This is a genomic window from Streptomyces sp. XM83C, from assembly GCF_023072675.1.
GTDB lineage: Bacteria > Actinomycetota > Actinomycetes > Streptomycetales > Streptomycetaceae > Streptomyces > Streptomyces thermocoprophilus.
The window spans coordinates 1-22,520 of record NZ_JALLGL010000069.1; the positions used below are offsets into that span (position 1 = coordinate 1).

Genomic DNA, 22,520 nt, shown 5'->3' on the forward strand with positions numbered 1-22,520 from the left:
GCGATCAGGGGGCGGTGGGCGGGGGCGGTCACAGCTGGATCCAGGTGGTCTTCAGTTCGGTGTACTTCTCCAGGGCGTGGGCGGACTTGTCGCGGCCGTTGCCGGACTGCTTCATGCCGCCGAACGGCACGGTCAGGTCGCCTTCCTCGTAGCAGTTGACCCAGACGGTGCCCGCCTTGAGGGCGCGGGAGACCTTGTGCGCGGTGGACAGGTCGGACGTCCACAGTCCGGCGGCGAGGCCGTACTCGGTGGCGTTGGCGAGGGCGACGGCCTCGTCGACGTCGTCGAAGGCGAGCACCGACAGCACGGGGCCGAAGATCTCCTCACGGGCGAGCCGGCTGTCCGGGGCGACCTGGTCGAAGACGGTCGGTTCGAGGTAGTACCCGCCGGTCTCGGTACGGGTCGGGGTGCCGCCGGTGCGCAGGCGGGCGCCGGCGTCGGCGCCGGTGCGGATGTGGCCGAGGACGCGGTCGAGGTGGGCGCGGCCGACGAGGGCGCCCATCTCGGTGGCGGGGTCGAGGGGGTCGCCGACGCGCAGGGCGCGGGCGCGGGCCACGACGGCTTCGGTGACCCGGTCGGCGACGGACCGGTGGACCAGCAGGCGGGAGGGGGCGGTGCACATCTCGCCCTGGTTGAAGAAGATGCCCCACGCGGCGGTGGCGGCGGCCCTGTCCAGGTCGGGGGCGTCGGGCAGGACGATGTTCGGGGACTTGCCGCCGAGTTCGAGCCAGACGCGCTTGAGGTTGGAGTCGGCGGCGTAGCGCAGGAAGTGACGGCCGACGGCGGTGGAGCCGGTGAACGCGAGGACGTCCACGTCGGGGTGGAGTCCGAGGGCGCGCCCGGCGACCGGGCCGTCACCGGCGACGACGTTGAGGACGCCCGGCGGGAGGCCCGCTTCCAGGGCGAGCCGGCCGAGGAGCAGCGCGGACAGGGGCGAGTTCTCCGACGGCTTCAGTACGACGGTGCAACCGGCGGCGAGAGCGGGGGCGACCTTCCAGCCGGCGAGGGTGAGGGGGAAGTTCCAGGGGACGACCGCGCCGACGACACCGGCGGGTTCCCGGGTGACGAGGGCGAGGGCGTCGGGCGGGGTGTGCGGGGACTCGTCGGTGAGCTTGCCGGCGAGTTCGCCGTACCAGCGGAACGTGTTGATCACGGCCCGCAGTTCGATGTCGTGGGCGTCCGTGATCGGTTTGCCCATCTCCAGGCTGACGGTGAGCGCGAGGTCCGCGCGGTGCTCCTCCAGCAGGGCGGCGAGACGGACGAGGATACGGCCGCGTTCGGCGGGGGCGAGGCGCGGCCAGGGGCCGTGGTCGAAGGCTCGGCGCGCGGCGGCGACGGCGGTGTCCACCTCGGCGGTGCCGGCGTCGGCGACCTCGGCGAGGACCTGGCCGTCGCGGGGCGAGACGACGGTGAAGGTGCCGCCGGCCCCGGCCTCTTCGCCGCCGTCGATGAGGTGGGTGACGGGCGGGGCGAGGGTCTTGGCGCGGTGCAGCCAGTCGTCGTGGGTGGCGGGGGTCATGCGGTCAGGTCCTCCACGGGGTGCCGGGGGCGGGTACGGGGGCCTCCGCGGGCGCGCGTCCGGTGGTCGCGCGCGCCCGCGGAGGGGTCGGGCCTTCGAGCGGGCCGGCGGATCGGCCCGGCGTTCTCGCGGCGGCCGGGCGGTGGTTCAGTCCGTCGCCGGTACGGCGGCTTCCCTGCCGCGGCGCCGCAGCCGCTCGTTGAGCACGCCGAGCGCGAGCACGACCGGCACGGTGGCCACCAGGGCGGCGGCCGTGGTCGTGGAACCGCCGATCAGGGTGGTGAAGTTGGCGAGAATCAGCCAGATCGCGCCGGCCAGGCCGGCCGCGCCGAGCAGCGGTGCGACGAGGGTGTTCCACGTCCGGCTGTCGGCGCCCCTCCGGCGGCGGAAGAACACCACGACCGACACCGAGGTCAGCAGGTAGAGCAGCATCATCGCCAGCACGGCCATGCCGCTGAACCAGGAGAACAGGGTGAGCACCGGGTCCTTGCCGGCGACGGCGAACGGCACCACCAGGGCGGCGGCGATCAGGGTCTGGGTGCAGCCGGCGATCCACGGCGCGTGCCGGTTGTTGAGGCGGCACAGGCCGGCGGGGAGCTGCCCGTCGCGGGAGAGGGAGAACAGGTAGCGGTTGGCGGAGTTGTGGAAGGTGAGGACGCCCGCGAAGAGGGAGGTGGCCAGCAGCACCGGCAGTACGTCGTCGACCCAGCCGCCGAACTGGTCGGCGATGGGGGCGAACACGAAGCCCGCCGAGTCGCCTGCGGCCAGTGCCTCGCCGGCCGCGGCGGGCGCCCTGGAGGCGCCGTAGGCGCTGATCAGCATCCAGGAGGTGAGGGCGAAGAAGCCGGTGACCAGGACGACCGAGAGGTAGGTGGCCCGCGGCACGGTCTTCTTCGGCTCTCTGGCCTCCTCGCCGTAGATCGCGGTGGCCTCGAAACCGAACATGGACGCCACGGCGAACATCACGGCGACGCCCGGTGCGCCCTGCAGCGCGGCCGACGCGGAGAAGCTGTCGGCGGCGCCGAGACCTTCGGGGCCGCCGCCCTTGCACAGGGTGACGATGCCGTACACCAGCAGGATGCCGAACTCGGCGAGCACGAACACGGCCAGGATGCGCGCGCCCATCTCGATGCCGGCGGCGCCGAGGGCCTGGACGACGGCCATGGTGGCCAGCGCGTACACCCACCAGGCCAGCTCCACGCCGGTGTGGTCGGCGACGAGGCCGGCGACGATCGAGCCGTACAGGCCGTACATGCCGGCCTGGATGACGCAGTACGCGAACAGGGCGACGCTCGCGCTGCCCGCGCCGGCCGTCCGCCCGAGGCCGGTGCCGATGTACGTGTAGAAGGCGCCGGCGTCGACGACGTGCCGCCCCATGGCGACGAACCCGACGGAGAAGAGGAGGATCACGGCCCCCGCCACCACGTAGGCGGCCGGGGTGCCGGCCCCGTTGCCGATGGCGACCGAGATCGGGGCGGCCCCGGCGATGCCCGTCAGCGGGGCCTGACCGGACAGGACGAAGAAGAGGATGCCCATCACGCCGAGGGCGTTGGGCTTGAGCGCGGCTGCTGTGGGTGCGTCCCGTACGGTCCGCTGCGCGGTGGCCGTCTGACTGTCCACTCGGATCACCTGCCAGAGAGGGGAAGGATCGTTTCAGGCCAAACGAGTTGCCTCATCCTGGGGCGGAACTATCCGTTTGACAAGGGGGTGGGAGCGCGGAATCCGGCGGTACGGAGATTTATTGCGCGGTCGTGATACGGCGGCGCCGCCCGCCGTATCCTCGGGCGCACGGCAGGGGCTCCCGCGTGATCACGCCGCGCCCGGAAGAGCGCCGCGGAAGAGCGGGGGTGGCGGTGCGGCGGGCCTGGTCAGCCGGCCGCCGGGCCGGTGTCGGACAGCCGCTTCAGCAGGGTCCTCAGCTCCACCAGCGCTTCCTCGGTGACCTCGGTCTCCCCGAACACCAGCTGGTGCAGCACCAGGCCTTCCAGCGTGGCGAAGACGAGCCGTGACAGGCCGCGTCCCGCCGGGCCGGGCAGCATGCGGTCCAGCTCGTCCCTGGTGGCCTCGAAGTACTCCTCGTACAGGCTCCGCAGGTGCCCCAGCAGCTCCGGCCTGCGCCGGGCCTCCAGCAGCAGCTCGTACTGGAAGGCCTGAAGCTCGGGCCCGGACTCCACCATCTCCGTGAGGCCCGTCGCGAAGTCGGCCGGCCTGCCCGTGCCGAGCTGGATGGCGCTCGCCCTGAGCGAGGCGCGGATGGCGTGGGTGACGGCCTCCTCGATCAGCGCGTCCCGCGAGCCGAAGTGGTGCACGACGAGCCCGTGGGTGACGCCGGCCTCCTCCGCGACGGCACGGTAGGTGAGCTTGCGCAGGCCGCCCCGCGCCACCACGCGCACGGCGGCCTCCAGCAGGGCGGTCCGTCCCGTGCCGTAGTTCGTCACACGCTTGCGGCCACGGCGCTCACCGGCGGGCTCGGCGGAGTCGGTCATGCCGACGACCCTACCGGCGGCGCTTTCGTCATCGGCGGGGCGGCCTGATGCCGCGGAACTCCCAGTCGCCGCCGAGCGCCGTGGAGAGCACTTCCTCGGACTCGGTGGGCTGGGCGCCGACGTCCGTGCGGACGGCGGCCGGGCCGGTCACGATGTGGTTGGTGAGCCGGCCGAGGCCCTCCACCTCGACCTCGACGGTGTCGCCCGGCTGCACGGGCCGGGAGTTGGCCGGGGTGCCGGACAGCAGCACATCGCCCGGGTACAGGGTGATCGTGCGGGCGATGTCGGCGACGAGGTAGTGCATGTCCCAGGTCATCTCGTCGGTGGAGCCGTCCTGGACCACCTCGCCGTTGACGTAGGTGCGCAGCCGCTTGCCGTGGAAGTCCCAGTCGGTGACCAGGCCGGGGCCGAGCGGGCACAGGGTGTCGGAGCCCTTGACGCGGAGCATCGAGCCGGCGTCGGTGTCGCGGAAGTCGTGCAGGCCGTAGTCGTTGGCGACGGTGTAGCCCGCGATGTGCTCCCCCGCCTCGGACGGGGCGATGTTGCGGGCGGTGCGGCCGATGACGATGGCGATCTCGCCCTCGTAGTTCAGCCACTTGCAGCCCTCGGGGCGGACGATCGCGCCGCCGTGGGAGTTGAGGGAGGAGGTGGGCTTGTGGAAGTAGGTGGGGGTGTCGGGCAGGGCGATGCCGAACTCCTCGACCCGGCTGCGGTGGTTCAGGTGCACCGCGACGATCTTGGAGGGGACGACCGGGGGCAGATGCCGCGCGTCGTCGGTCTTGACGCGGCGGCCGTCGCCGGCGACGAGTTCGTCCCCGTCACGGACGGTCTCGACGACGGCGCCGTCGAGGAGGATGCGGCGGTACTCGGGCATGGTGGGGCCTTTCGGGGGGTGCGGCGGTGGAGGCCGTCCGGGGGCTGCTGCTGTCAGGCGCGGCTGTGCGGGGTGCGCGGGGCCGGCGCGGCCGGTGCGGTGGGTGCCGTCGGCGCGGGCAGTCCGGTGCCGGTCCAGCCGTCGGCCGGGCGGTCGAACCAGAGGTGGACCTGGCCGGTGCCGATGGAGTTCTCGTACTCGCCGTACTGGCGGGCCCTAGCGGTGCACGCCTGTTCGCCGAGCGCGCCGGCCATCATCAGGTAGTGGAAGAACTTCGCCTCGGGCCTGTACCGGGCGAACTCGTCCATGGTGTCGAGGACCTTGTCGTGGCGGCCCTCCTTGAACCAGGCGATGCGTTCCAGGTCGGCCTCGCGCGCTTCGGGCGTGAAGATGTGCGCGGGATCGCTGGCCTCGTGGTCGCGCAGTTCGCGCAGCGGCCAGAAGGTGTGCGAGAGGGCGCCGGAGGCGATGAGCAGGACGCGGCGGCCGGGGGTGGCGGCGATGCCGTCGGCGAGGGCGCGGCCGAGGCGCAGATGGTCCTCGTTGTCGCCGGTCTGGCAGACGCCGATGGTCACCCACCGCTTGTCGGGCAGGCCCTCGCCGAGGTACTTCCACAGGTTGATCGTGGCGTAGAAGATCGGCAGGTACGCGTCGTCGATGGCGGTGATCCAGGTGCCGTGCTTGTCGGCGAAGGAGGCGATGTTGCGGGCGAGTTCGGGGTCGCCGGGGAAGTCGTACGGCATCCGGGTCATGCCGCGCGGGAGTTCCTCGGAGGTGAACAGGCCGGCCCTGCGGTCCTGGGCGGTGACGACGAACTCGACGGTGGTGGCCCAGTGGGAGTCGAGGACGACGACGGTGTCGTAGTCGTCGCGTTCGAAGACGTCCTTCCTGAGCCGGCGGAGGCCGGTGACGAGGGTGATCTCCTTGCCCTCGTTCAGCTCCCGGCGGGTCTCCTCGGGCAGCACGATGGTGGGGACGTGCGCGAGCAGGCCCGCTCCGACGATCTCACCCATGGTCGTTCCATCCCTTCGGCGCGGTCACGGTGTTCTTGAGGTCGCAGTAGAAGTCGAAGCTCCAGGTGCCGCCCTCACGGCCGACGCCGGAGTGACGGGAGCCGCCGAAGGGGGCCCGGAGGTCGCGTACGAAGAAGCAGTTGACCCAGACGGTGCCGGCGACCAGGCGGGCGCTGATGCGTGCGGCGCGGTCGGGGTCGCCGGTGGCGACGGTGGCGGCGAGGCCGAAGCGGGTGCCGTTGGCGAGGCGGACGGCTTCCTCCTCGTCGGTGAACGTCTGGAGGGTGAGGACGGGGCCGAAGACCTCCTCCTGGACGATCTCGCTGTCCTGCGCCACGTCGGTGAGGAGTGTCGGCGCGTAGTACAGGCCGTCCTTGCGGTGGCCGCCGATGACGGCGCGGGCGCCGGCGGCGAGGGCGCGCTGCACGAAGCCGTCGATCTTCTCCAGCTGGCGGGGGTGGATGTTGGGGCCGATGTCGGTGGCCTCGTCGCGCGGGTCGCCCTGCTTCAGCCGCGAGGCCTTCTCCACGAAGCGGCGGGTGAACTCCTCCGCGGCCGTCTCCTCGACGAGGATGCGGGTGGCGGCGAGGCAGACCTGCCCGGCGTTGTCGTACTGCTCGACGGCGAGGTCGACGGCGAGGTCGAGGTCGGCGTCGGCGAAGACCAGCAGCGGGGACTTGCCGCCGAGTTCGAGGCTGAGCGGGGTGAGGTTGGGGGCGGCCGAGGCGGCGATGTGCCTGGCGGTCGGCACGGACCCGGTGAAGCTGATGCGCCGCACGTCGGGGTGGGAGGTGAGGGCGTCGCCGATCTCGGAGCCGTAGCCCTGGACGACGTTGAGGACCCCGGCGGGCAGGCCGGCCTCGGTGGCGATGTCGGCGAGCAGGGACGCGGTGAGCGGGGTCCACTCGGCGGGCTTGAGGATCACCGTGTTCCCGGCGGCCAGGGCGGGGGCGATCTTCCAGGTGGCCAGCATCAGCGGGGCGTTCCACGGCGTGATCAGCACGCAGGGGCCGGCCGGGTCCCAGCTGACGTGGTTGGTGTGGCCGCGGGTGTCGAAGTCCTCGTGGCCGAGGGTGAGCAGCCGGTCGGCGAAGAAGCGGAAGTTGTGGGCGACGCGGGGCATGACGCCGCGGCGGTGGGAGCGCAGCAGGGCGCCGTTGTCGCAGGTCTCGACGATGGCCAGCTCTTCGAGGCGCTTCTCGACGCCGTCGGCGACGGCGTGCAGGATGCGGGCGCGTTCGGCGCGCGGGGTGGCGGCCCAGGCGGGGAAGGCGGCTTTGGCGGCGGCGACCGCGGCGGCGGCCTCCATGGCGGTGCCGCGGGAGATCTCGCCGAGGGTGCTGCCGTCGATGGGCGAGACGTCGGTGAAGGTCTCGGTGGAGGCGACGCGTTCGCCGCCGATGAAGTGCCGGGTGTCGACGGGGACACCGGCGACGCCGAGCTGGAACTGTTCGAGGCGCCCACCGAGGAGCTGGCCCGCCTGGAGGTACGCGAACCCATCGCCGCGTACTACCGCCAGGTCGGCGTCGCCGACCCAGGGCTGTCCGCCTTCGAAGGAGGCGGCGCCGGACTCGACCAGTTCGTCGAGGGCGAGGCCCTTGCCCTTCTCGATCGAGGGCAGCCAGCGGTGGTGGGCCATGGGGTGGGCGTTGACGAAGCCGTCGGTGTCGGACGGTTCACGCAGGGTGACGACGGCCTGGGCCAGGCGCCGGTCGGCGGCGGCGAGGGTGGCGCCGAAGCGGGCGCCGGCCTCGATGCGCGGGGCGGGCCCGTACGGGTGCGGGCGGGTCTGGTGGATCGACCCGAGCTTCTTCGGGTAGCCCTGGTGCAGTCCGCGGGCGATCGCGAAGTCCTTGTCGACCCAGATGTACACGCAGCGGCTGTACGTCTGCCCTCTGTACCGGCAGCGGACGACGGCGAAGGCCTCCTTGTACTGGGCGCGCACCGGGTCCAGCAGTTCGTCGCCGGAGGCGGAGCAGGACTGCCAGTCCGCCCAGATCAGCGCGACGGCGCCGGGGTCGTCGTCGGCGAGCTGGAGCGGTTCGGGCAGGAGTTCGCGGACGCGGGCGGGGTCGGTGCGGTACTCGACGGTGAGCAGGTCGCCGGAGTAGCGCCAGGGCGGGGAGGGGATCAGCGACGAGGCGCCGGTCGCGGTCTTGGGGTGGAGGTATCCACGGACTGGGGGCATCGGGGTTCCTTGGCGGGTGCTCGGTGGGAGGGGCGGCCGTCACGCCGTGAGCGCGGGCTGCTTCAGCAGGGCGGCACGGTGGCGGGCGGCGGCGGCAGCGGCGGCGGCGCCGCCCAGGGCGACGACGCCGACCAGCCGGCCGTCGGCGTGGTAGCCGGCCAGGACGTCGCCGTCCGGGTCGCCTTCCAGGACGCGCACGTCGTCCTTGCCGAGGGCGGGGGCGCCGAAGGACTGGAGGCGGAAGTCGTGCTGGTCGCTCCAGAAGGTGGGCAGCGGCGCGAACGGGTCGAGGCCGGGCTCGGTGCCGTTCAGGTGGGCGGCGAGGACGCGGGCGGCGTGCTTGGCGGTGTCGGTGGGGATGGACCAGTGCTCGACACGGCGGGGTACGCCGTCGTAGCGGGCGTTGGGGAAGCGGGCGATGTCGCCGACGGCGACGACGTCGGGCCGGCCGCCGACGCGCAGGTGCTCGTCGGTGAGGACGCCGTCGGTCAGGTCGAGTCCGTTGCCGTCGAGCCATTCGGTGTTGGCGACAGAGCCGACGGACTCGACGACGACATCGGCGGGGAGCACCGTGCCGTCGGACAGCTCCACCCCGGTGACGCGGTCGTCGCCGTGGAACGCGGTCACGCCGGTGCCGAGGGCGAAGCGGACGCCGCGCTGTTCGTGGCGGTCGCGCAGCGCCTGTGCGAGGAGGTCGCCGAGCGGGCCGGTCATCGGCAGCGGCAGCGGGTCGACGACGGTGACCTCGGCGGCGCCGAGCGTGACGGCGGTGGCGGCGACCTCGCAGCCGATGAACCCGGCGCCGACGACGACCACGCGGACGCCGGGCCCGGTCAGGGCCTCGCGCAGGGCGCGGGCGTCGTCCAGGGTGCGCACGGTGTGCCGGCCGGCGGCGGGGCCGGGGCAGGGCAGCCGGCGTGGCCGCATGCCGGTGGCGACGACGAGTCCGGCGTACGGCAGTGTCGTGCCGTCGGCGAGTCCGACGGTCCGCCGGTCCAGGTCGGCGCGGACGACCCTGGTGCCGAGCCGCCACTCGACGTCGGCGACGGCGGCGCGGGGCCGGAAGGCGAGGGAGTCGAAGGAGGCCTTGCCGGCGAGGACCTCCTTGGACAGGGGCGGCCGGTTGTAGGGCATGTACGGCTCCTCCCCGATCACGGTGACGGGGCCGTCCCAGCCCGCGGCGCGCAGCTGCTCGGCGGCGCGCAGGCCGCCCAGGGAGGCGCCGGCGACGACGACGGGTGCGCTCACGGCTCAGTCCTCGATCCGGATGGCCTGGAGCGGGCAGACGTCGGCGGCTTCCTCGACCTCGTCACGCAGCGCCTCGTCGGGGTCGGGGACGTAGGCGAGGTGGCCGGCGTCGTCGAAGCTGAAGACGTCGGGGGCGGCGAAGACGCACTGGCCGTGGTCCTGGCACTTGTTCATGTCGACGACGACCTTCATGGCCGGTCCTCCTGGGGCTGAGGGGAGCGTCTGGGAGAGAAGACGGAAAGGAGAGACAGAGGGAAAAGGGCCCGGACCGGCGAGGGGCCGGGCCCTGGCCAAAGGGTGCGGAGAACACCGCACCCCAACTCGTTTGGCTTCAAACAACATAGGAAGCCGCCGACCCCTGGTCAATACCTATCCACCTGGATAAATTTTCGTGTCAGCCCCCTTGCGGCAGGGCGACAGACGTCCCTACCGTTTGGCACCAAACAGAGCGGTCTCCTGTGCTTCCGCGGTGCACAGCCGCCCTCACCCCACTTCCTTCTCCCTTCTCCCCCAGCGCCCCAGAGCCCTGGGAGGCGCCCCCTTCCCCAGAGGAGACACCGGTGAGCGCATCCGACACCCCACCCGTGCGCCGGCACATGGAACGGCTGGCAGCCGAGGGCATCGACGTGGTCCGGGTGACCTATCCCGACCTGATCGGCACCGAGCGGGCCAGGGACGTCCTGCTGGACCAGCTGCCCGCCGCCTGCGACCACGGCCTCGCCTTCTGCCGCGCCGTTTACCACACCACCCCCCAGGGCGATGTCGTCCCCGTCCCCGGCGGGCTCGGCGCGGGCCTGCCCGACATCTGCGTACGCCCCGACCTCGGCACGCTCGCCCCCCTGCCGTGGGAGCCCGGCGTCGCCGCCTGCCTCGGCGACGTGACCGACCCGGCCACCGGACGTCCGGCGCCCGAGTCCCCGCGCGATCTGCTGCGCGCCGTCCTCGACCGGTGCGCCGAGCACGGGCTGCGGCCCGTCGTCGGACCGGAACTGGAGTACTTCCTGTGCGACGCCGACCCGGCCGCCCCGGCCGGCTGGCGCAAGTACAGCGACACGCAGGGCGTCGTCTACACCGCCGGCCTGCGCGCCGACGACGACAACCATCTGCTGCGCACCCTGCGCCTGCTGCGCGACATGAACATCGGCGTCAGCAGCGGAAACCACGAGTTCGACGGCTCGCAGTTCGAGATCAACCTGACCCATTCCGGCGCGATGAGCGCCGCGGACCGCGCGTTCCGCTTCAAGGCGGCCATCAAGGAGATCGCCCGCAAGGAGGGCCGCCTCGCCACCTTCATGGCCAAGCCCTTCAACGGGGCGGGCGGCTCCGGCTTCCACCTCCATCTGTCGTGCACGGACGAGCACGGCGGCAACGCCTTCGACGACCCGTCCGGGCCGTACGGCCTGTCCGCCACCGGCCGGCACGCCGTCGCCGGTGTCCTCGCCCACGCCCCCGCGCTCGCCGCGCTCGCCAACCCGACCGTCAACTCGTACAAACGGTTCGGCCCGGACACCCTCGCGCCCTGGCTGATCGACTGGGGCCTGGACAACCGCAGCGCCATGGTCCGCGTCCCGCCCGAGCGCGGCCCCGGCTCCCGCCTCGAACTGCGCCTCGGCGACGCCGGCGCCAACCCCTACCTCCTGGTCGCCGGCACGGTCGCCGCCGCCCTGCTCGGGGTGCTCGCCGGTGAGGAGCCGCCCGCCCCGCTGGAGGGCTACGGCTACGACACCAGCAAGTCGGCCGTCCTGCCGATGACGCTGTCCGACGCGCTGGACGCGCTGGAGGCGGACACGGCACTGACCGAACTGCTCGGCAAGGAGTTCGTGACGTCGTACCTCACGTACAAGCGCGACGAGGTGGCGCGCTTCCGACGGCACGTCACCGACTGGGAGTTCACCGAGTACGCCTACCACCTGTGAGCGGCCCAACGCCCTCGTCCGCCCCGCCCCACGCGCGCGTACCGCGCCGTGACGTCACCCTCGCCCCGAGGAGCACACCCCGCATGACCACCAGCACCACCGCCCCGTCCGTCGCCGAGGCCGTGCGCGAGCCTCTGCCGCTCGCCGATGTCGACCTCGCGGACCTCGACAACTTCACCGACGGCGTCACCCCGTGGCGCATGTTCCACACCCTGCGCCACGAGGACCCCGTCCACTGGCAGGAGGAGGACGCCCCCAACTCCGGCTTCTGGGCGGTCACCCGGCACGCCGACATCGCCCGCGTCGACCGTGATCCCGAGACCTTCACCTCGTCGAAGTTCGTCAACCTCGAAGAGCTGGACGACGACCAGATCAAGAAGCGGGCCTCCATCCTGGAGCTGGACGGCGTCCGCCACCGGGCCCTGCGCAGCCTGCTCCAGCGGCAGTTCGGCGCGAGCGTCATCAACAGCTACGCCGACTTCCTGCGCGGCCTGACCGCCACCACCCTCGACGCCGCCCTCGCCAAGGGCACCTTCGACTTCGTCAAGGAGGTCTCCGCCGACTTCCCGATCAACGTCCTGGCCCGGCTGCTGGACGTGCCCCCGGAGGACAACCAGCAGCTCATCGACTGGGGCAACCGCATCATCGGCAACACCGACCCGGACTACGCGGATGTGCTGCTGCACAGCGAGGAGAGCGAGAAGTACCGCGACCTGCCCTTCCGCTCCCCCGCCTCCCTGGAGGTCTTCGCATACGGGCGGGAACTGGCCCGGCAGCGCCGCGGCGGCAACGGCACCGACCTGATCTCACGGCTCGTCAACGAGACCCCGCGCGACGGGGTCCCGCTGTCCGCGCAGGACTTCGACAACTACTTCCTGCTGCTGGTCGTCGCCGGCAACGAGACCACCCGGCACACCATCACCCATTCGATGCTGGCCCTGCTCCAGCACCCGGAGCAGCTCGCCCGCCTCAAGGACGACCCGTCGCTGATCCCGACGGCGGTCGAGGAGTTCCTGCGCTGGGCCTCCCCCGTCTACCACTTCCGCCGCACCGCGACCCGCGACACCGAACTCGGCGGCAAGCGGATCAAGGAGGGCGACAAGGTCGTCATGTGGTTCGCGTCCGGCAACCGCGACGAGGAGGTGTTCGGCAACCCGTACGACTTCGACGTCACCCGTCAGGACAACGACCACGTGACCTTCGGCAAGGGCAGCCCGCATCTGTGCCTGGGCAATCTGCTGGCCCGCACCGAGATCCGCATCATGTTCGAGGAGCTGATCCCGCGCCTCGCGGACATCCGGCTCGTCGGTGACGTGCCACGTGTGCGGTCCAACTTCGTCAACGGCATCAAGCGGCTGCCGGTGGAGGTCACGCTCGCCTGAGCCACCGGCCGGGGGCGGCCTCGGCGGGCTCAGTCGTCGTCGAGGTCGTCGTCGTGATCGTCGTCGTCGCGGTCGTCGTCGCGGTCGTCGTCATCGTCGTCGTGGTCGTCGTCCTCGTCGTCGTGCGTGCTGCCCGCTCCCGGCGGCGCGCCCGTACCGGGCGGTGTCCGCGTCGGGCCGGCCGCGGACGCCGTGTCGGAGGGTGCGGCGGAAGGCGTGGCCGGGGCGGCCGGGGCGCCGGGGACGTGATCCCCGCCCGGAGGCCCCGCGGGCGGGGTGCTGCCCCCGGCGGTGGCGGTGCTTCCCCCGGCAGGCTCGGTCCGGTCGGAGGTGAACGCGACGCCGTCCGTGATGAGGGACATGGCGAGGAGGACCGCGAGGAGGACGAGTCCGGCGGCAGCCGCGGTGATCGCGGTCGCCCGGCCGTCCCCCAGCCGTTCCCAGATCCCGGCGCCGTCCCCGTCCGCGTCGTCGGACGCCCCGCCGCCGGCTCGGCCGCCGGTCCGGCGCCCCGGGTCACCCGGGAGGGTCGCGGTGTCCGGGTCCCTCGGGCGGGGTTCGGGGGCGTCGGTGATGACGAACGCCTCCCCGTCGGCCGGCGCGACGGGCACGGTGTCGTCGTCCTCGGCGATGCCGTCCCGCCGGCGGGCGGTGCCGCCACCGGACGCGGACCACGAGGAGCGGGCCTCGGAGTCGGGGGTCATGGTGTCCTTCCTCTCGGCCGGGCGGAGAGTGTGCCCCCGCGGCCGGGGGGCGTCGGGGAGAGCGCCCGGGACGGCCGGCCGGGGGCGGGCACCACACTAGGAGGGCCTCGTCGGGGGCGGGGACAGCGTCGGGCCAGCGAAGAGTTAAGGAACTGCCAACGTTTCGACGGTGCCGCGCCGTCCGGGCCGGGTCGCGGACGAACACCGCCGGCCGGTGAACACCACGCCCGGTCGATGCGTACTCGGTGAGTGGCGGCGTCCGGCGGCGCGTGCGGCCGGCGGGTGTACCGCCCGGCCGGTGCTGTCACGGCCGGTGCCGCCGGTTGTGCCGTCACTCCGCCGAGACTTGTGAGTCTGCCGATATGCGTGTCTTGCTGATCGAGGACGACGACCGGGTGGCCGGCCCGCTGGTGGAGGGGCTGCACCGGTTCGGGTTCACCGTCCACCGGGCCCGGACCGGGCAGGAGGGGCTCGCCGCCGGGGACAGCGACATGGTCCTGCTGGATCTGGGGCTGCCCGACATGGACGGCATCGAGGTGTGCCGTACGCTCAGGACCCGCTCCCAGGTCCCCATCATCATGATCACCGCCCGGAGCGACGAGGTCGACCGCGTCCTGGGCCTGGAGATCGGCGCCGACGACTACCTCTCCAAGCCGTTCGGGGTACGGGAGCTGATCGCCCGTATCCGCGCGGTGGCCCGCCGTACGCAGATCCCGTACGGCCCGGTCGGCGCGGCGCCGTCCGGGCAGCCCGCCGCCGGGGTCGGCGCCCCCGCCCGGGGCGTGCAGCACATCGGCCCGCTCACCGTGGACCGACGCACCCGCCAGGTGCGCCTCGACGGGACACCGGTCGCGCTCTCCCCGAAGGAGTTCGACCTGCTCGCCTGCCTGGCCGACGACCCCGGGGCCGTGTGCACCCGGCAGCACATCCTGGACCGGGTGTGGCAGCCGAACTACTTCGGCCCGACCAAGACGCTGGACGTGCACATCGCCGCGCTGCGCCGCAAACTGGGCGACTCCGCCTGGATCGACACCGTGCGCGGTGTCGGCTTCCGGCTCCAGCCGCCCACCGGCACCCCGGCACCACCCGCGCCCACCGGCACCCCGGCACCACCACCCGCGCCCACCGGCACCCCGGCACCACCACCCGCGCCCACCGGCACCCCGGCACCACCACCCGCGCCGGCCGGGACCTCGGCACCGTCCGCTCGGCCGGCGTACGGGTGGGACGCCCGGTGACCCGCCGGCTGCTGCTCAGCTACCTCAGCCTCACCCTGCTCGTCCTGCTCGCCCTCGAAGTGCCGCTCGGCTACTTCTACGCCCGCAGCCAGGGCTTCCACTTCACCGGCGACCAGCGGCACGCGGCGGAGATCCTCGCGGGCGCCCTGGAGGAGCGGGTCGAACGCGGCGACACGGCCGGGCTGCGGCGGGCGGTCGGGGACTTCACCGAGGAGACCGCGAGCCACGTCCTCGTCGTGGACAGCGCCGGCCGCCTGCTCCACGACACCCGCGGCACCCTGCCGACGGGCACGGACCTGTCCCGCGAGCCCGACATCGCCGGGGCGCTGCGCGGCCGGCACACGTCCCGCACCGGCCACAGCCCCGTACTGAGCGGGGAGGCGCTCACCGTCACCGTGCCGAACTCCTTCGGCGGGACCGTCCGCTGCGCGGTCCGCGTCTCCTATCCGCTCGCCCCGATGGCGTCACGCATCCACGGCACGTGGACGACACTCGCGCTCATCGGCCTGGGCGTGCTGGTGGCCGTGGCGGCGATCGCGCTGGCGCTGGCCCGCTGGGTGACCCGTCCGGTACGGGATCTGGAGCGCGCCACCGCCGAACTGGCCGACGGCGGCCTCACCGAGCTGCCCACCACCGCGAAGGGCCCGCCCGAGCTGCGCCGGCTCGCCTCCACCCTGTCGCGGACGGCGACACGGCTCCAGCATCTGCTGCATGCGCAGCGGGCGTTCGCCTCCGAGGCGTCCCACCAGCTGAAGACGCCGCTGACCGCGTTGCGGCTGCGGCTGGAGAACTTCGAGCCGTACCTCGATCCGCGCGCCCACGACAGCCTCGACGAGGCGGTGAAGGAGGTGGAGCGGCTCGGCCGCATGGTGCACGGGCTGCTCGCGCTGGCCCGGCTGGAGAACTCGGCGAGCACCCCGGAGGCCACGGACCTCGACACGGTCGTCGCCGACCGGGCCGCGACCTGGGTCGCGTTCGCCGCCGAGCACCACGTCGGCATCGCCGCCACCGGCGAACAGGCGGGCGCGGTGTGGGCGATCCCGGGCGCCCTGGAGCAGATCATCGACAATCTGCTGTCCAACGCGCTGCGGGTGTCCCCTCCGGGCAGCACGATCACCCTGGCCAGGACGGTGACGCGGGACGGGTCGGGGCGGCCCGTCGTCGAGCTGCATGTGATGGATCAGGGGCCCGGTATGACCGAGGCGGAGCGTGCGCGGGCCTTCGACCGGTTCTGGCGGGCAGCCGACTCCCACCACGACGGCACGGGCCTCGGTCTGCCCATCGTCCAGCAGCTCACCCGGGCCGGCGGCGGTGACGTGGTCCTCGGCACCGCGCCCGGAGGGGGCCTGGACGCCGTCGTACGGTTGCGTCCGGTCCGTGAGCACCGTACGGGGGCGGGGCGCGGGCAGCGGCCTGCGGCGCGGAAGGCCACCGCGGGGGTGTCCTGACCGCTCCTTCCGGCCCGACCGGCAGGCGGCCCGTTCACCGGGCCGCCTTTTCCGTGTGCGGTCGGCGGGGCCGGGTCCCGGACCGCCAGTGCGACGACAACGAACGGCCAGCAAAGGGTCAAGACCGCCAAGGTTCCGCGAGCACGCCGCCAACCTTGGCCCGTGGGGCGGGAATTCGTGTTCCGGCCGCCCAATACTCGCTGATGTCAGTTCAGTCGACGCGAAGGAATGCCGTCATGCGGAAGAGGAATGCGATCGCGGCGATCGTCGTCAGCGGAATCATGGTGGGCGGCGCCGGAGTCGCCATGGGCGGTGAGGTCACCAAGGGGTCGTCCGCCCACGGCACGGCCGTACAGGTGCGGTCGGACGCGTCGTCCTCCGTGGCCGCCGCGCCGGGCGGTCCGGGCCTCGCGGTGAGCACCGTCGCCGAGGCCACCGACGCCGTGATCCGGAAGGTCGGCGACGGCCGGGTCACCGAGGTGGCGTTCGTGCAGAGCGGCGGGAAGACGCTGTGGCGGGTGACCGTCGACCGGGGCCGGGGGCCGGTCCAGGTCACGCTGGACGCCGCCACCGGCGAGATCGTCAAGAGCGCGTCGGTCAAGGACAGTTCCGGCAACTGCGACACGAACCCCGGCACGGGCAACGGCTCATCGTCGGCCTCGGACGACGATGACGACCGGGACGACGACGATGACGACGACCGGGACGACGACGATCGGGACGACGATGACGACGACGGGCCCGACCGCGACGGCGTGAACCCGAGCAAGTAGCCGAATTCCACGCATCCGGAATTCGACACACCCGATTTCCGGTCAGCCACCTCCTCCTGCCCTCCCCCGCATCTCGAGAAAGGCCGGGAAAAGCATCGTGCAGCCGCCGGACCGCATCGTCAGGATCCTGTCCGTGGAAGGCGCGGGAATTCTCGCGTCGGACACCTACGGCCGAATTCATCTGCTCGACGAGGAACTGGGGCTCGTCGGCTCGTCGCCCTTCGTCCGGCAGGGCCGGCCGCTGTACGGGCTGGCCGTGGCGGACGGATGGGTCGTCGGCAAGGACCGGATGGGCTCGGTGTTCCGGTGGGCGCTGGACACGCTGGACCTGGTGGACCGGCTGGACCCGGCGCAGATCTGCGACCGGTCGCGGCTGCGACCGCGGGAGGAACCCTCCCCGTGCAGTTCCCGCGGCATCGGTGTCTGGCGGGACCGTGTCTTCGTCACCAGTGGCTACCACCGGCAGATGCTCGTGCTGGACCTGCACACCTTCGAGGTGCTGGAGATCCGGCCGAACATCTGCGGGGACAGCCCCATGGAGTGGGCGTGCACCGAGCACCCCACCCGGCACGCCGTGTCCGACAAGCGGGGCAACCTGCGGTTCGGGTCGTTCGACGACGGAGTCTTCCCCGACCTGGTGAAGCTGGACGACGGCAACATCCACCGCGTCCGCTACGACGCCCGCCACGACCGTTTCTGGTGCACCCAGGACTTCGGGGAGGGCGACAACGCCGACATCGCCAACGGGGTCGTGACCGTGAGCCCTTCGGGCGAGAAGGAGGGCGAGCTGTTGTTCGCCCGCGACGACGTGGAGTTCGTGGCGTTCTCCCCCGACTTCTGCCGCGCCTACGCGGGCGGTTTCGACGGCGAGCTGCACATCTTCGACAACTCCCGCCGCGAGCTGCGTGTCGAACGCACTGTCAGCGGCTTCCCGCACCAGCTGAGCGATCTGACGGTGGGGCCCGCCGGGCAGGTGTACGTGCTGTGCCAGGACGGCACGATCGTCGAACTGGACGGCGGCGGGACGTTCGTACGGGACAACGGTCACCGCCGGCAGGCGGTGTGGGACATCCAGCCGTCACGGGAGGACCCGCACACCCTGTACTGCGCCACCGACTCCGGTGTCACCGTCGCCCGTGTGCGGGACGGCGCCGCCGGTCCGATGCTGCGGGCGGAGGCCGAGCATCCCACCGAGTGGGGCTTCACCCGGCGCGTGGCGCCGGTCGCGTCGGGCTGGATCGGCGTCGGCCGTGACCGGACGGTGTTCCGCACCGACCGGGACGGCACGGCCCGATGGCACGTCCGGCTGCCGGAGCTTGCGCACACCGTCGCGGTCTCCCCCGACGACGGGCGCGCTCTGGTCGCGACGAACGAGGGCGCCGTGGAGCTGGACACCGGCGACGGGCGGACGCTGGCCGAGTTCGGCGTGGACGGCCTTCCGGTGTGGGCGACCGCGTATCTGCCGGACGGCGACCGGGTGCTGATCACCCGCAACGGTGTCATCGCCGTGCTGGACGCCGCCGACGGAAGCGTGCGCTGGCGTTTCGACCAGGGCGAGTACTCCAAGCGGGCCTGGGTGCGGGACGGCCGGCTGTACGTCGTCGGGGACGGCGGCCTGAAGGAGATCGGGATCGGCGTGGGCGTGGCCGCCCGCTGGTCGAAGCTGCTGTCGAACACGGTGGAGAACGCCGTCGTCTCCGAGGGGCTGGTGTACGCGTCGTCGTACGGGATGCAGCTGGCCGTGTACGAGTACGGCAGCACGCGGTTCGCCGGCCTGCTGGAGGAGCTGCCCGACTACCCGAAGGCACTCACCGTGGTGCGGGACGCCGACGACGCCCCGTATCTGCTGGTCGGCTGCCGTACCGGGCTGCTGTCCCTGTACCGCGTGGACACGGGCGGCACACGCCCGGTCCTCGCGAAGCTCCGCGACCACTGGCTGCCCCGCAGGCCGGTCCGCTACCGCCTGCGGCACACCGACCGTCCCGCCGAAGGCGCCGCCCCGCACGCCGGGGACGCGGCGGCCCGCGTACCGGCCGGGGCCGGCGCCGCCGGCTGACCCCCGCGCCCCCTACCACCGTTTCAGGGAGAGGACCCTCATGCGCACCATCGATCTGCGGCCCGGCGCGGACGGACACGCCGCCCCCGTCACCGACGTCGCGTTCCGCCCGGACGGGCGACGGCTGGCGACCTGCTCGTACGACGGGACCGTGCTGCTGTGGGACGTGAGCGACCCGGCCCGGCCGGAACCCCTGACCCGGCTGCACCACCGCCGGCTGGTCAACGCCGCCCGCTGGAACCCCGTACGGCCCGATCTGCTGGCCACCGCGTCCGCGGACAAGACGGTGGCCGTCTGGCGGGTCCCGGAGGACCCGGACGTGCGCCGCCCCGCGCTCGTCACCGTGCTGGCGCGGCACACCGACGACGTCAACGCGGTCGCGTGGATGCCCGACGGGGAGCGGCTGATCTGTGTCTCCGAGGACGGCCGGGCCACCCTGTGGAACGCCCTCAGCGGGGCCTTCGCCGGTGAGGTCGGCTCGCACGCGGCGCACTGCATGATGGTGTCGGTCAGCCGGGACGGGCTGGTCGCCACCGTCGGCGAGGACGGCAGGGTCGCCGTGTGCGACCCGGACCGGCCCGGCAGCGGCGTCGAGCACCACTGCCCGGCCTCGGTGGAGGGCTGCGCCTGGTCGCACGACGGCACGACGCTGGCGGTGGCCCGCGACGACGGTGTGGTGGAACTCCTCGGCGCCGGGCTCGACGTGCGCCGCACGGTGACCGTGGCGGAGACCGCGGCCCGCTCGGTGGCGTGGGCGCGGGACGACACGTCGTTCGTGGTGGGCGCCTACGACGGCTGTCTGCATGTGTTCGACACGGGCGGGCGGCGGCTGCACCGGCTGCACGACACCCGCATGTGGCCGAGGTCGGTGGCCGTCGCCGGGGACACGGCCGCGGTGGGGAGCTTCTGGAACGGCCCGCACCTCGTGGATCTCACCACCGCGACGACCCTGGCCGAGCCGGCGGCGCCCAACCACGGGCCGAACGCCATGGCCGTGCTGGGCCGTGAGCTGCTCGTGGGCTGCGACTCGGGCACGGTGATCGCGTTCGACCCGGACGCCTGCCCGCACGACGGCCCGGACGCGGGACAGCCGCCGGTGCGGCTGCTGCCGGTCTCCGACAGTCCGGTGCTGTCGCTCGCGGCGGACGGCGAGGAGTTCTGGGCGGGCACCTACGCCGGGTATGTGCACCGCTGCGACGCCGAGGGCGAACTGCTCGCCGTGACCGACCGGCTGGGTGCGCCCGTGCCGTCCCTGTGCCGCGCCGGTGATCTGCTGGTCGCGGGCACCTACGGCGGGGAGCTGATCGGCCTGGACCCGGCGTCGCTGACGCAGAAGGAGCACGGCGAGCCGCACGACGGGTCGGTGAAGTCGCTGGTGCCGTTCGGGGAGGGTTTCCTGTCCGCGGCGACCGACCGGACCACCGCGGCCGGCGGGCTGCACGGGCGGACCGTGCTGTGGGAGCACGGCAACCTGGTCAACTCGGTTGCCGCGCTGGGCGGGCGGGTCGCGGCGACCGCCTCCCGCGACCACACCGTCACGGTCGGCCTGCTGGAGCACCACAGCGGGGACGGCGGCTGGGACGTCGTACAGCGCCGGACTCTGCTCGGCCCGGACGAGTCGGTCAAGTGCGTGGCGCTGCTGGGCGATCCGGACGCGCCGGTGGTGCTGGCCGGGTCGTACGACTTCGGTCTGTACCGGTGGCGGGTCGACTGGGGTGACGGTGCGGACCTGCGGTCGGGCCGGCTGGTCGACGCGTTCCGGCAGGGCGTGTCCTGTATGCGGCGGCTGGACGAGCGGCGCGTCGCGGTCGCCGGCTGGGACGGGCAGATCCTCGTCGCGGGCCTCGATGTGGACGGGGAGGTGCGGGTGCAGCGGCGGTTCGACGTGGACACGCTGGTACGGCAGGCGCTGCGCGGCGCGTGGGCGGTGGCCGGTTGACCGGGGGCGCGGCCGGGCGGACGGCGGCGGTACGGGCGCGGGTGCCGGTGCGGCTGGGCCGAGCGGGCGGGCGCTCCTGCGAGCTGGTCACGTTCCGGGGCCTGCCGGACGACGGGGAGCATCTGGCGTGTCTGGTGCCGCCGTGGGACACGCCGGCGCCGCTGGTGCGGCTGCACAGCGAGTGCCTGACGGGCGATGTGCTGGGTTCGGCGCGCTGCGACTGCGGGCCCCAACTCGAGGAGGCGCTGGGCATGTTGGCTGGGCAAGGCGGTGTCCTGCTGTATCTGCGGCAGGAGGGGCGCGGCATCGGTCTGTACAACAAGCTGGACGCGTATCTGCTGCAGGACGGGGACACGGACACCTTCGAGGCCAATCGGCTGCTCGGCCGGGGCGCCGACGAGCGTGACTACGGTGCTGCCGCCGTCATGCTGCGCACGCTGGGGCTGCGCCGGGTGCGGCTGCTCACCAACAACCCGGACAAGGAGGCCCAGTTGCTCCGGCACGGCGTGGAGGTCGCGGAGTGCGTGCCGACGGGGGTGCACATGACGCCGGGGAACGCGGCGTATCTGGAGGCGAAGGCGCGCAGCGGGCATCGGCTCGGCGACGCAGGGGTGCGGGGCGCGTGCGCGGGCGGCGTCGCCGTTCCCGCGAACGGGAGAGGGGGCGCGGTATGAGGCTGGAGGACGTGGCCGCGTCCCCGCACTTCCGGGAGTACGCCGAGCCGGCGGACCCGCTGTGGTTCCGGCCGTCGGCCCGGTCCGCCGCCCGGCTCCTCGGGGCGGGCCCGCGGGAGCTGGCGGCTGTGGTGGAGGACGCCTCGGCGGCGCTGCCCGACCGGCTCGCGGCGGGCGGCATGCTCGCGCTGATCGGGGACCCGCGGCTGACCGCCGTCCCGTCGGTGTGCGCGGTGCCGGGCGGAACCGTGGAGATCGGGCTGTCCGAGCGGGAGGTGGCAGAGGTCGCCGCCCGGTGGGCGCATGTGGGGGTGGAGGCGGAGTGGATCGAGAAGGAGACGCCGGTCCACCGGGTGGAGCTGGCGGACTACTGGATCGCCACGTATCCGGTGACGAACGCCGAGTACCAGGTGTTCCTCCGCGAGACCGGCCGACCGGAACGCCCCACCACCTGGTATCTGGGGGCGTACCCCTGGGAGCGGGCGAACCATCCGGTGGCCGGTGTCCGGCCCGCCGACGCCGACGCGTACGCGGCCTGGCTCGCCGCGTGCACGGGCCTGCCGTGGCGGCTGCCGACGGAGGCCGAGTGGGAGTACGCGGCGAAGGGCCCGGCCGGGCTGGAACACCCGTGGGGGGACGCGTTCGACCCGGGCGCCGCCAACACGCGGGAGACCGGCCTGCACACCACCGCCCCGGTGGGCGCGTTCCCCGCCGGGCGTTCCCCGTTCGGCGTCCTCGACATGGGCGGCAACGTCGAGGAGTACGTCGCCGACACCTACCGCCCTTAGACGTTGTTTCAGTTGGTGAGTCGGCGGTAGCTGATGAGGGCTGCGGCTATGCCGACGAAGGCCAGGAAGTGTTCGGCCTTTCGCTCGTAGCGGCGGTGCAGGCGTCGGCATCCGGCCAGCCAGGAGACCGTTCTCTCAACGACCCAGCGGTGTCGGCCGAGCCGCGTGGACGACTCGATGCCTTTGCGGGCGATGCGGTGACGGATGCGACGCTCGCGAAGCCATTCCCGCAGGTGGTCGTAGTCGTAGCCCTTGTCGGCGTGGAGTTTGGCCG

The 22,520-nt window shown here is 73.0% G+C and carries 19 protein-coding genes and 1 pseudogene; 9 read left to right on the forward strand and 11 right to left on the reverse strand.

Annotated features, from left to right (window positions below; all coding sequences use genetic code 11):
- Nucleotides 1-28: 28 nt before the first annotated feature.
- The 9 genes and pseudogenes from MTQ10_RS10780 to MTQ10_RS10820 all read right to left on the reverse strand — a co-directional run bounded on the left by MTQ10_RS10780 (nucleotide 29) and on the right by MTQ10_RS10820 (nucleotide 9,520).
- Nucleotides 29-1,519, reverse strand: coding sequence for an aldehyde dehydrogenase (locus tag MTQ10_RS10780; RefSeq protein ID WP_247465248.1), 1,491 nt, complete (start codon nucleotides 1,517-1,519; stop codon nucleotides 29-31).
- A 147-nt stretch (nucleotides 1,520-1,666) separates the two neighbouring features.
- Nucleotides 1,667-3,139, reverse strand: a complete 1,473-nt coding sequence (locus MTQ10_RS10785; RefSeq protein ID WP_247465252.1) for an APC family permease — start codon at nucleotides 3,137-3,139, stop codon at nucleotides 1,667-1,669.
- Between the two features lie 248 nt (nucleotides 3,140-3,387).
- Complete coding sequence (locus tag MTQ10_RS10790) at nucleotides 3,388-4,005, reverse strand: TetR/AcrR family transcriptional regulator (RefSeq protein ID WP_247465255.1); 618 nt, start codon at nucleotides 4,003-4,005, stop codon at nucleotides 3,388-3,390.
- A 28-nt stretch (nucleotides 4,006-4,033) separates the two neighbouring features.
- Complete coding sequence (locus MTQ10_RS10795; protein ID WP_247465258.1) at nucleotides 4,034-4,879, reverse strand: fumarylacetoacetate hydrolase family protein; 846 nt, start codon at nucleotides 4,877-4,879, stop codon at nucleotides 4,034-4,036.
- Nucleotides 4,880-4,932: 53 nt separating this feature from the next.
- Nucleotides 4,933-5,892, reverse strand: a complete 960-nt coding sequence (locus MTQ10_RS10800; RefSeq protein ID WP_247465261.1) for a 3,4-dihydroxyphenylacetate 2,3-dioxygenase — start codon at nucleotides 5,890-5,892, stop codon at nucleotides 4,933-4,935.
- Nucleotides 5,885-7,294, reverse strand: coding sequence for an aldehyde dehydrogenase (locus MTQ10_RS10805; RefSeq protein WP_247465285.1), 1,410 nt, complete (start codon nucleotides 7,292-7,294; stop codon nucleotides 5,885-5,887). The genes MTQ10_RS10800 and MTQ10_RS10805 overlap by 8 nt, the downstream gene beginning before the upstream one ends.
- 114 nt (nucleotides 7,295-7,408) lie before the next feature.
- Nucleotides 7,409-8,080: pseudogene (locus MTQ10_RS10810) on the reverse strand (acetoacetate decarboxylase family protein); the annotation flags it as partial.
- A 39-nt stretch (nucleotides 8,081-8,119) separates the two neighbouring features.
- Entirely contained in the window at nucleotides 8,120-9,328 is a 1,209-nt protein-coding gene (locus MTQ10_RS10815; RefSeq protein ID WP_247465264.1) for an NAD(P)/FAD-dependent oxidoreductase, read from the reverse strand.
- Between the two features lie 3 nt (nucleotides 9,329-9,331).
- Nucleotides 9,332-9,520, reverse strand: coding sequence for a ferredoxin (locus tag MTQ10_RS10820; protein WP_086728499.1), 189 nt, complete (start codon nucleotides 9,518-9,520; stop codon nucleotides 9,332-9,334).
- Between the two features lie 368 nt (nucleotides 9,521-9,888).
- Here MTQ10_RS10820 and MTQ10_RS10825 point away from each other — a divergent pair, with 368 nt between their 5' ends.
- Nucleotides 9,889-11,244: a glutamine synthetase family protein gene (locus MTQ10_RS10825; protein WP_247465267.1), complete on the forward strand. Its 1,356-nt coding sequence runs from the start codon at nucleotides 9,889-9,891 to the stop codon at nucleotides 11,242-11,244.
- A gap of 83 nt (nucleotides 11,245-11,327) precedes the next feature.
- Nucleotides 11,328-12,626, forward strand: coding sequence for a cytochrome P450 (locus MTQ10_RS10830; protein WP_247465269.1), 1,299 nt, complete (start codon nucleotides 11,328-11,330; stop codon nucleotides 12,624-12,626).
- 29 nt (nucleotides 12,627-12,655) lie between these two features.
- Here MTQ10_RS10830 and MTQ10_RS10835 read toward each other — a convergent pair whose 3' ends face one another.
- Nucleotides 12,656-13,330, reverse strand: a complete 675-nt coding sequence (locus MTQ10_RS10835; protein ID WP_247465272.1) for a hypothetical protein — start codon at nucleotides 13,328-13,330, stop codon at nucleotides 12,656-12,658.
- Nucleotides 13,331-13,692: 362 nt separating this feature from the next.
- Here MTQ10_RS10835 and MTQ10_RS10840 point away from each other — a divergent pair, with 362 nt between their 5' ends.
- From MTQ10_RS10840 to MTQ10_RS10870, 7 genes are all read left to right on the forward strand, one after another.
- Nucleotides 13,693-14,568, forward strand: coding sequence for a response regulator transcription factor (locus MTQ10_RS10840; protein WP_247465274.1), 876 nt, complete (start codon nucleotides 13,693-13,695; stop codon nucleotides 14,566-14,568).
- Nucleotides 14,565-16,016 (forward strand): sensor histidine kinase, encoded by a 1,452-nt coding sequence (locus MTQ10_RS10845; RefSeq protein ID WP_247465276.1) that lies wholly within the window; start codon nucleotides 14,565-14,567, stop codon nucleotides 16,014-16,016. Before MTQ10_RS10840 ends, MTQ10_RS10845 begins: the two co-directional genes overlap by 4 nt.
- A gap of 236 nt (nucleotides 16,017-16,252) precedes the next feature.
- The gene (locus MTQ10_RS10850) at nucleotides 16,253-16,789 is read left to right on the forward strand and encodes a PepSY domain-containing protein (protein ID WP_247465278.1); all 537 of its coding nucleotides are present in this window, start codon (nucleotides 16,253-16,255) and stop codon (nucleotides 16,787-16,789) included.
- 97 nt (nucleotides 16,790-16,886) lie between these two features.
- A complete protein-coding gene (locus MTQ10_RS10855; protein ID WP_247465279.1) occupies nucleotides 16,887-18,845 on the forward strand; it encodes a WD40 repeat domain-containing protein in 1,959 nt (652 codons plus the stop codon).
- 40 nt (nucleotides 18,846-18,885) lie between these two features.
- Nucleotides 18,886-20,784 carry a WD40 repeat domain-containing protein gene (locus MTQ10_RS10860; protein ID WP_247465282.1) on the forward strand — a complete coding sequence of 633 codons (1,899 nt, stop codon included), beginning with the start codon at nucleotides 18,886-18,888 and terminating at the stop codon, nucleotides 20,782-20,784.
- On the forward strand, nucleotides 20,781-21,458 hold the full coding sequence (locus MTQ10_RS10865) for a GTP cyclohydrolase II (RefSeq protein ID WP_282612034.1): 678 nt from the start codon (nucleotides 20,781-20,783) through the stop codon (nucleotides 21,456-21,458). Before MTQ10_RS10860 ends, MTQ10_RS10865 begins: the two co-directional genes overlap by 4 nt.
- Entirely contained in the window at nucleotides 21,455-22,246 is a 792-nt protein-coding gene (locus tag MTQ10_RS10870) for a formylglycine-generating enzyme family protein (RefSeq protein WP_247465284.1), read from the forward strand. The genes MTQ10_RS10865 and MTQ10_RS10870 overlap by 4 nt, the downstream gene beginning before the upstream one ends.
- Nucleotides 22,247-22,254: 8 nt before the next feature.
- Here the strand turns inward: MTQ10_RS10870 and MTQ10_RS10875 are convergent.
- Nucleotides 22,255-22,520 (reverse strand): transposase (locus MTQ10_RS10875; RefSeq protein WP_247462060.1); only part of this gene is annotated, 266 nt, incomplete at its 5' end.

What these genes read in the sequence shown, in the direction of transcription:
- MTQ10_RS10780 (WP_247465248.1), bottom strand. Translation starts at nt 1,519, where the DNA reads ATGACCCCCGCCACCCACGACGACTGGCTGCACCGCGCCAAGACCCTC.
- MTQ10_RS10820 (WP_086728499.1), bottom strand. Translation starts at nt 9,520, where the DNA reads ATGAAGGTCGTCGTCGACATGAACAAGTGCCAGGACCACGGCCAGTGC.
- MTQ10_RS10850 (WP_247465278.1), top strand. Translation starts at nt 16,253, where the DNA reads ATGCGGAAGAGGAATGCGATCGCGGCGATCGTCGTCAGCGGAATCATG.
- MTQ10_RS10860 (WP_247465282.1), top strand. Translation starts at nt 18,886, where the DNA reads ATGCGCACCATCGATCTGCGGCCCGGCGCGGACGGACACGCCGCCCCC.
- MTQ10_RS10800 (WP_247465261.1), bottom strand. Translation starts at nt 5,892, where the DNA reads ATGGGTGAGATCGTCGGAGCGGGCCTGCTCGCGCACGTCCCCACCATC.
- MTQ10_RS10835 (WP_247465272.1), bottom strand. Translation starts at nt 13,330, where the DNA reads ATGACCCCCGACTCCGAGGCCCGCTCCTCGTGGTCCGCGTCCGGTGGC.
- MTQ10_RS10795 (WP_247465258.1), bottom strand. Translation starts at nt 4,879, where the DNA reads ATGCCCGAGTACCGCCGCATCCTCCTCGACGGCGCCGTCGTCGAGACC.
- MTQ10_RS10870 (WP_247465284.1), top strand. Translation starts at nt 21,455, where the DNA reads ATGAGGCTGGAGGACGTGGCCGCGTCCCCGCACTTCCGGGAGTACGCC.
- MTQ10_RS10830 (WP_247465269.1), top strand. Translation starts at nt 11,328, where the DNA reads ATGACCACCAGCACCACCGCCCCGTCCGTCGCCGAGGCCGTGCGCGAG.
- MTQ10_RS10790 (WP_247465255.1), bottom strand. Translation starts at nt 4,005, where the DNA reads ATGACCGACTCCGCCGAGCCCGCCGGTGAGCGCCGTGGCCGCAAGCGT.
- MTQ10_RS10840 (WP_247465274.1), top strand. Translation starts at nt 13,693, where the DNA reads ATGCGTGTCTTGCTGATCGAGGACGACGACCGGGTGGCCGGCCCGCTG.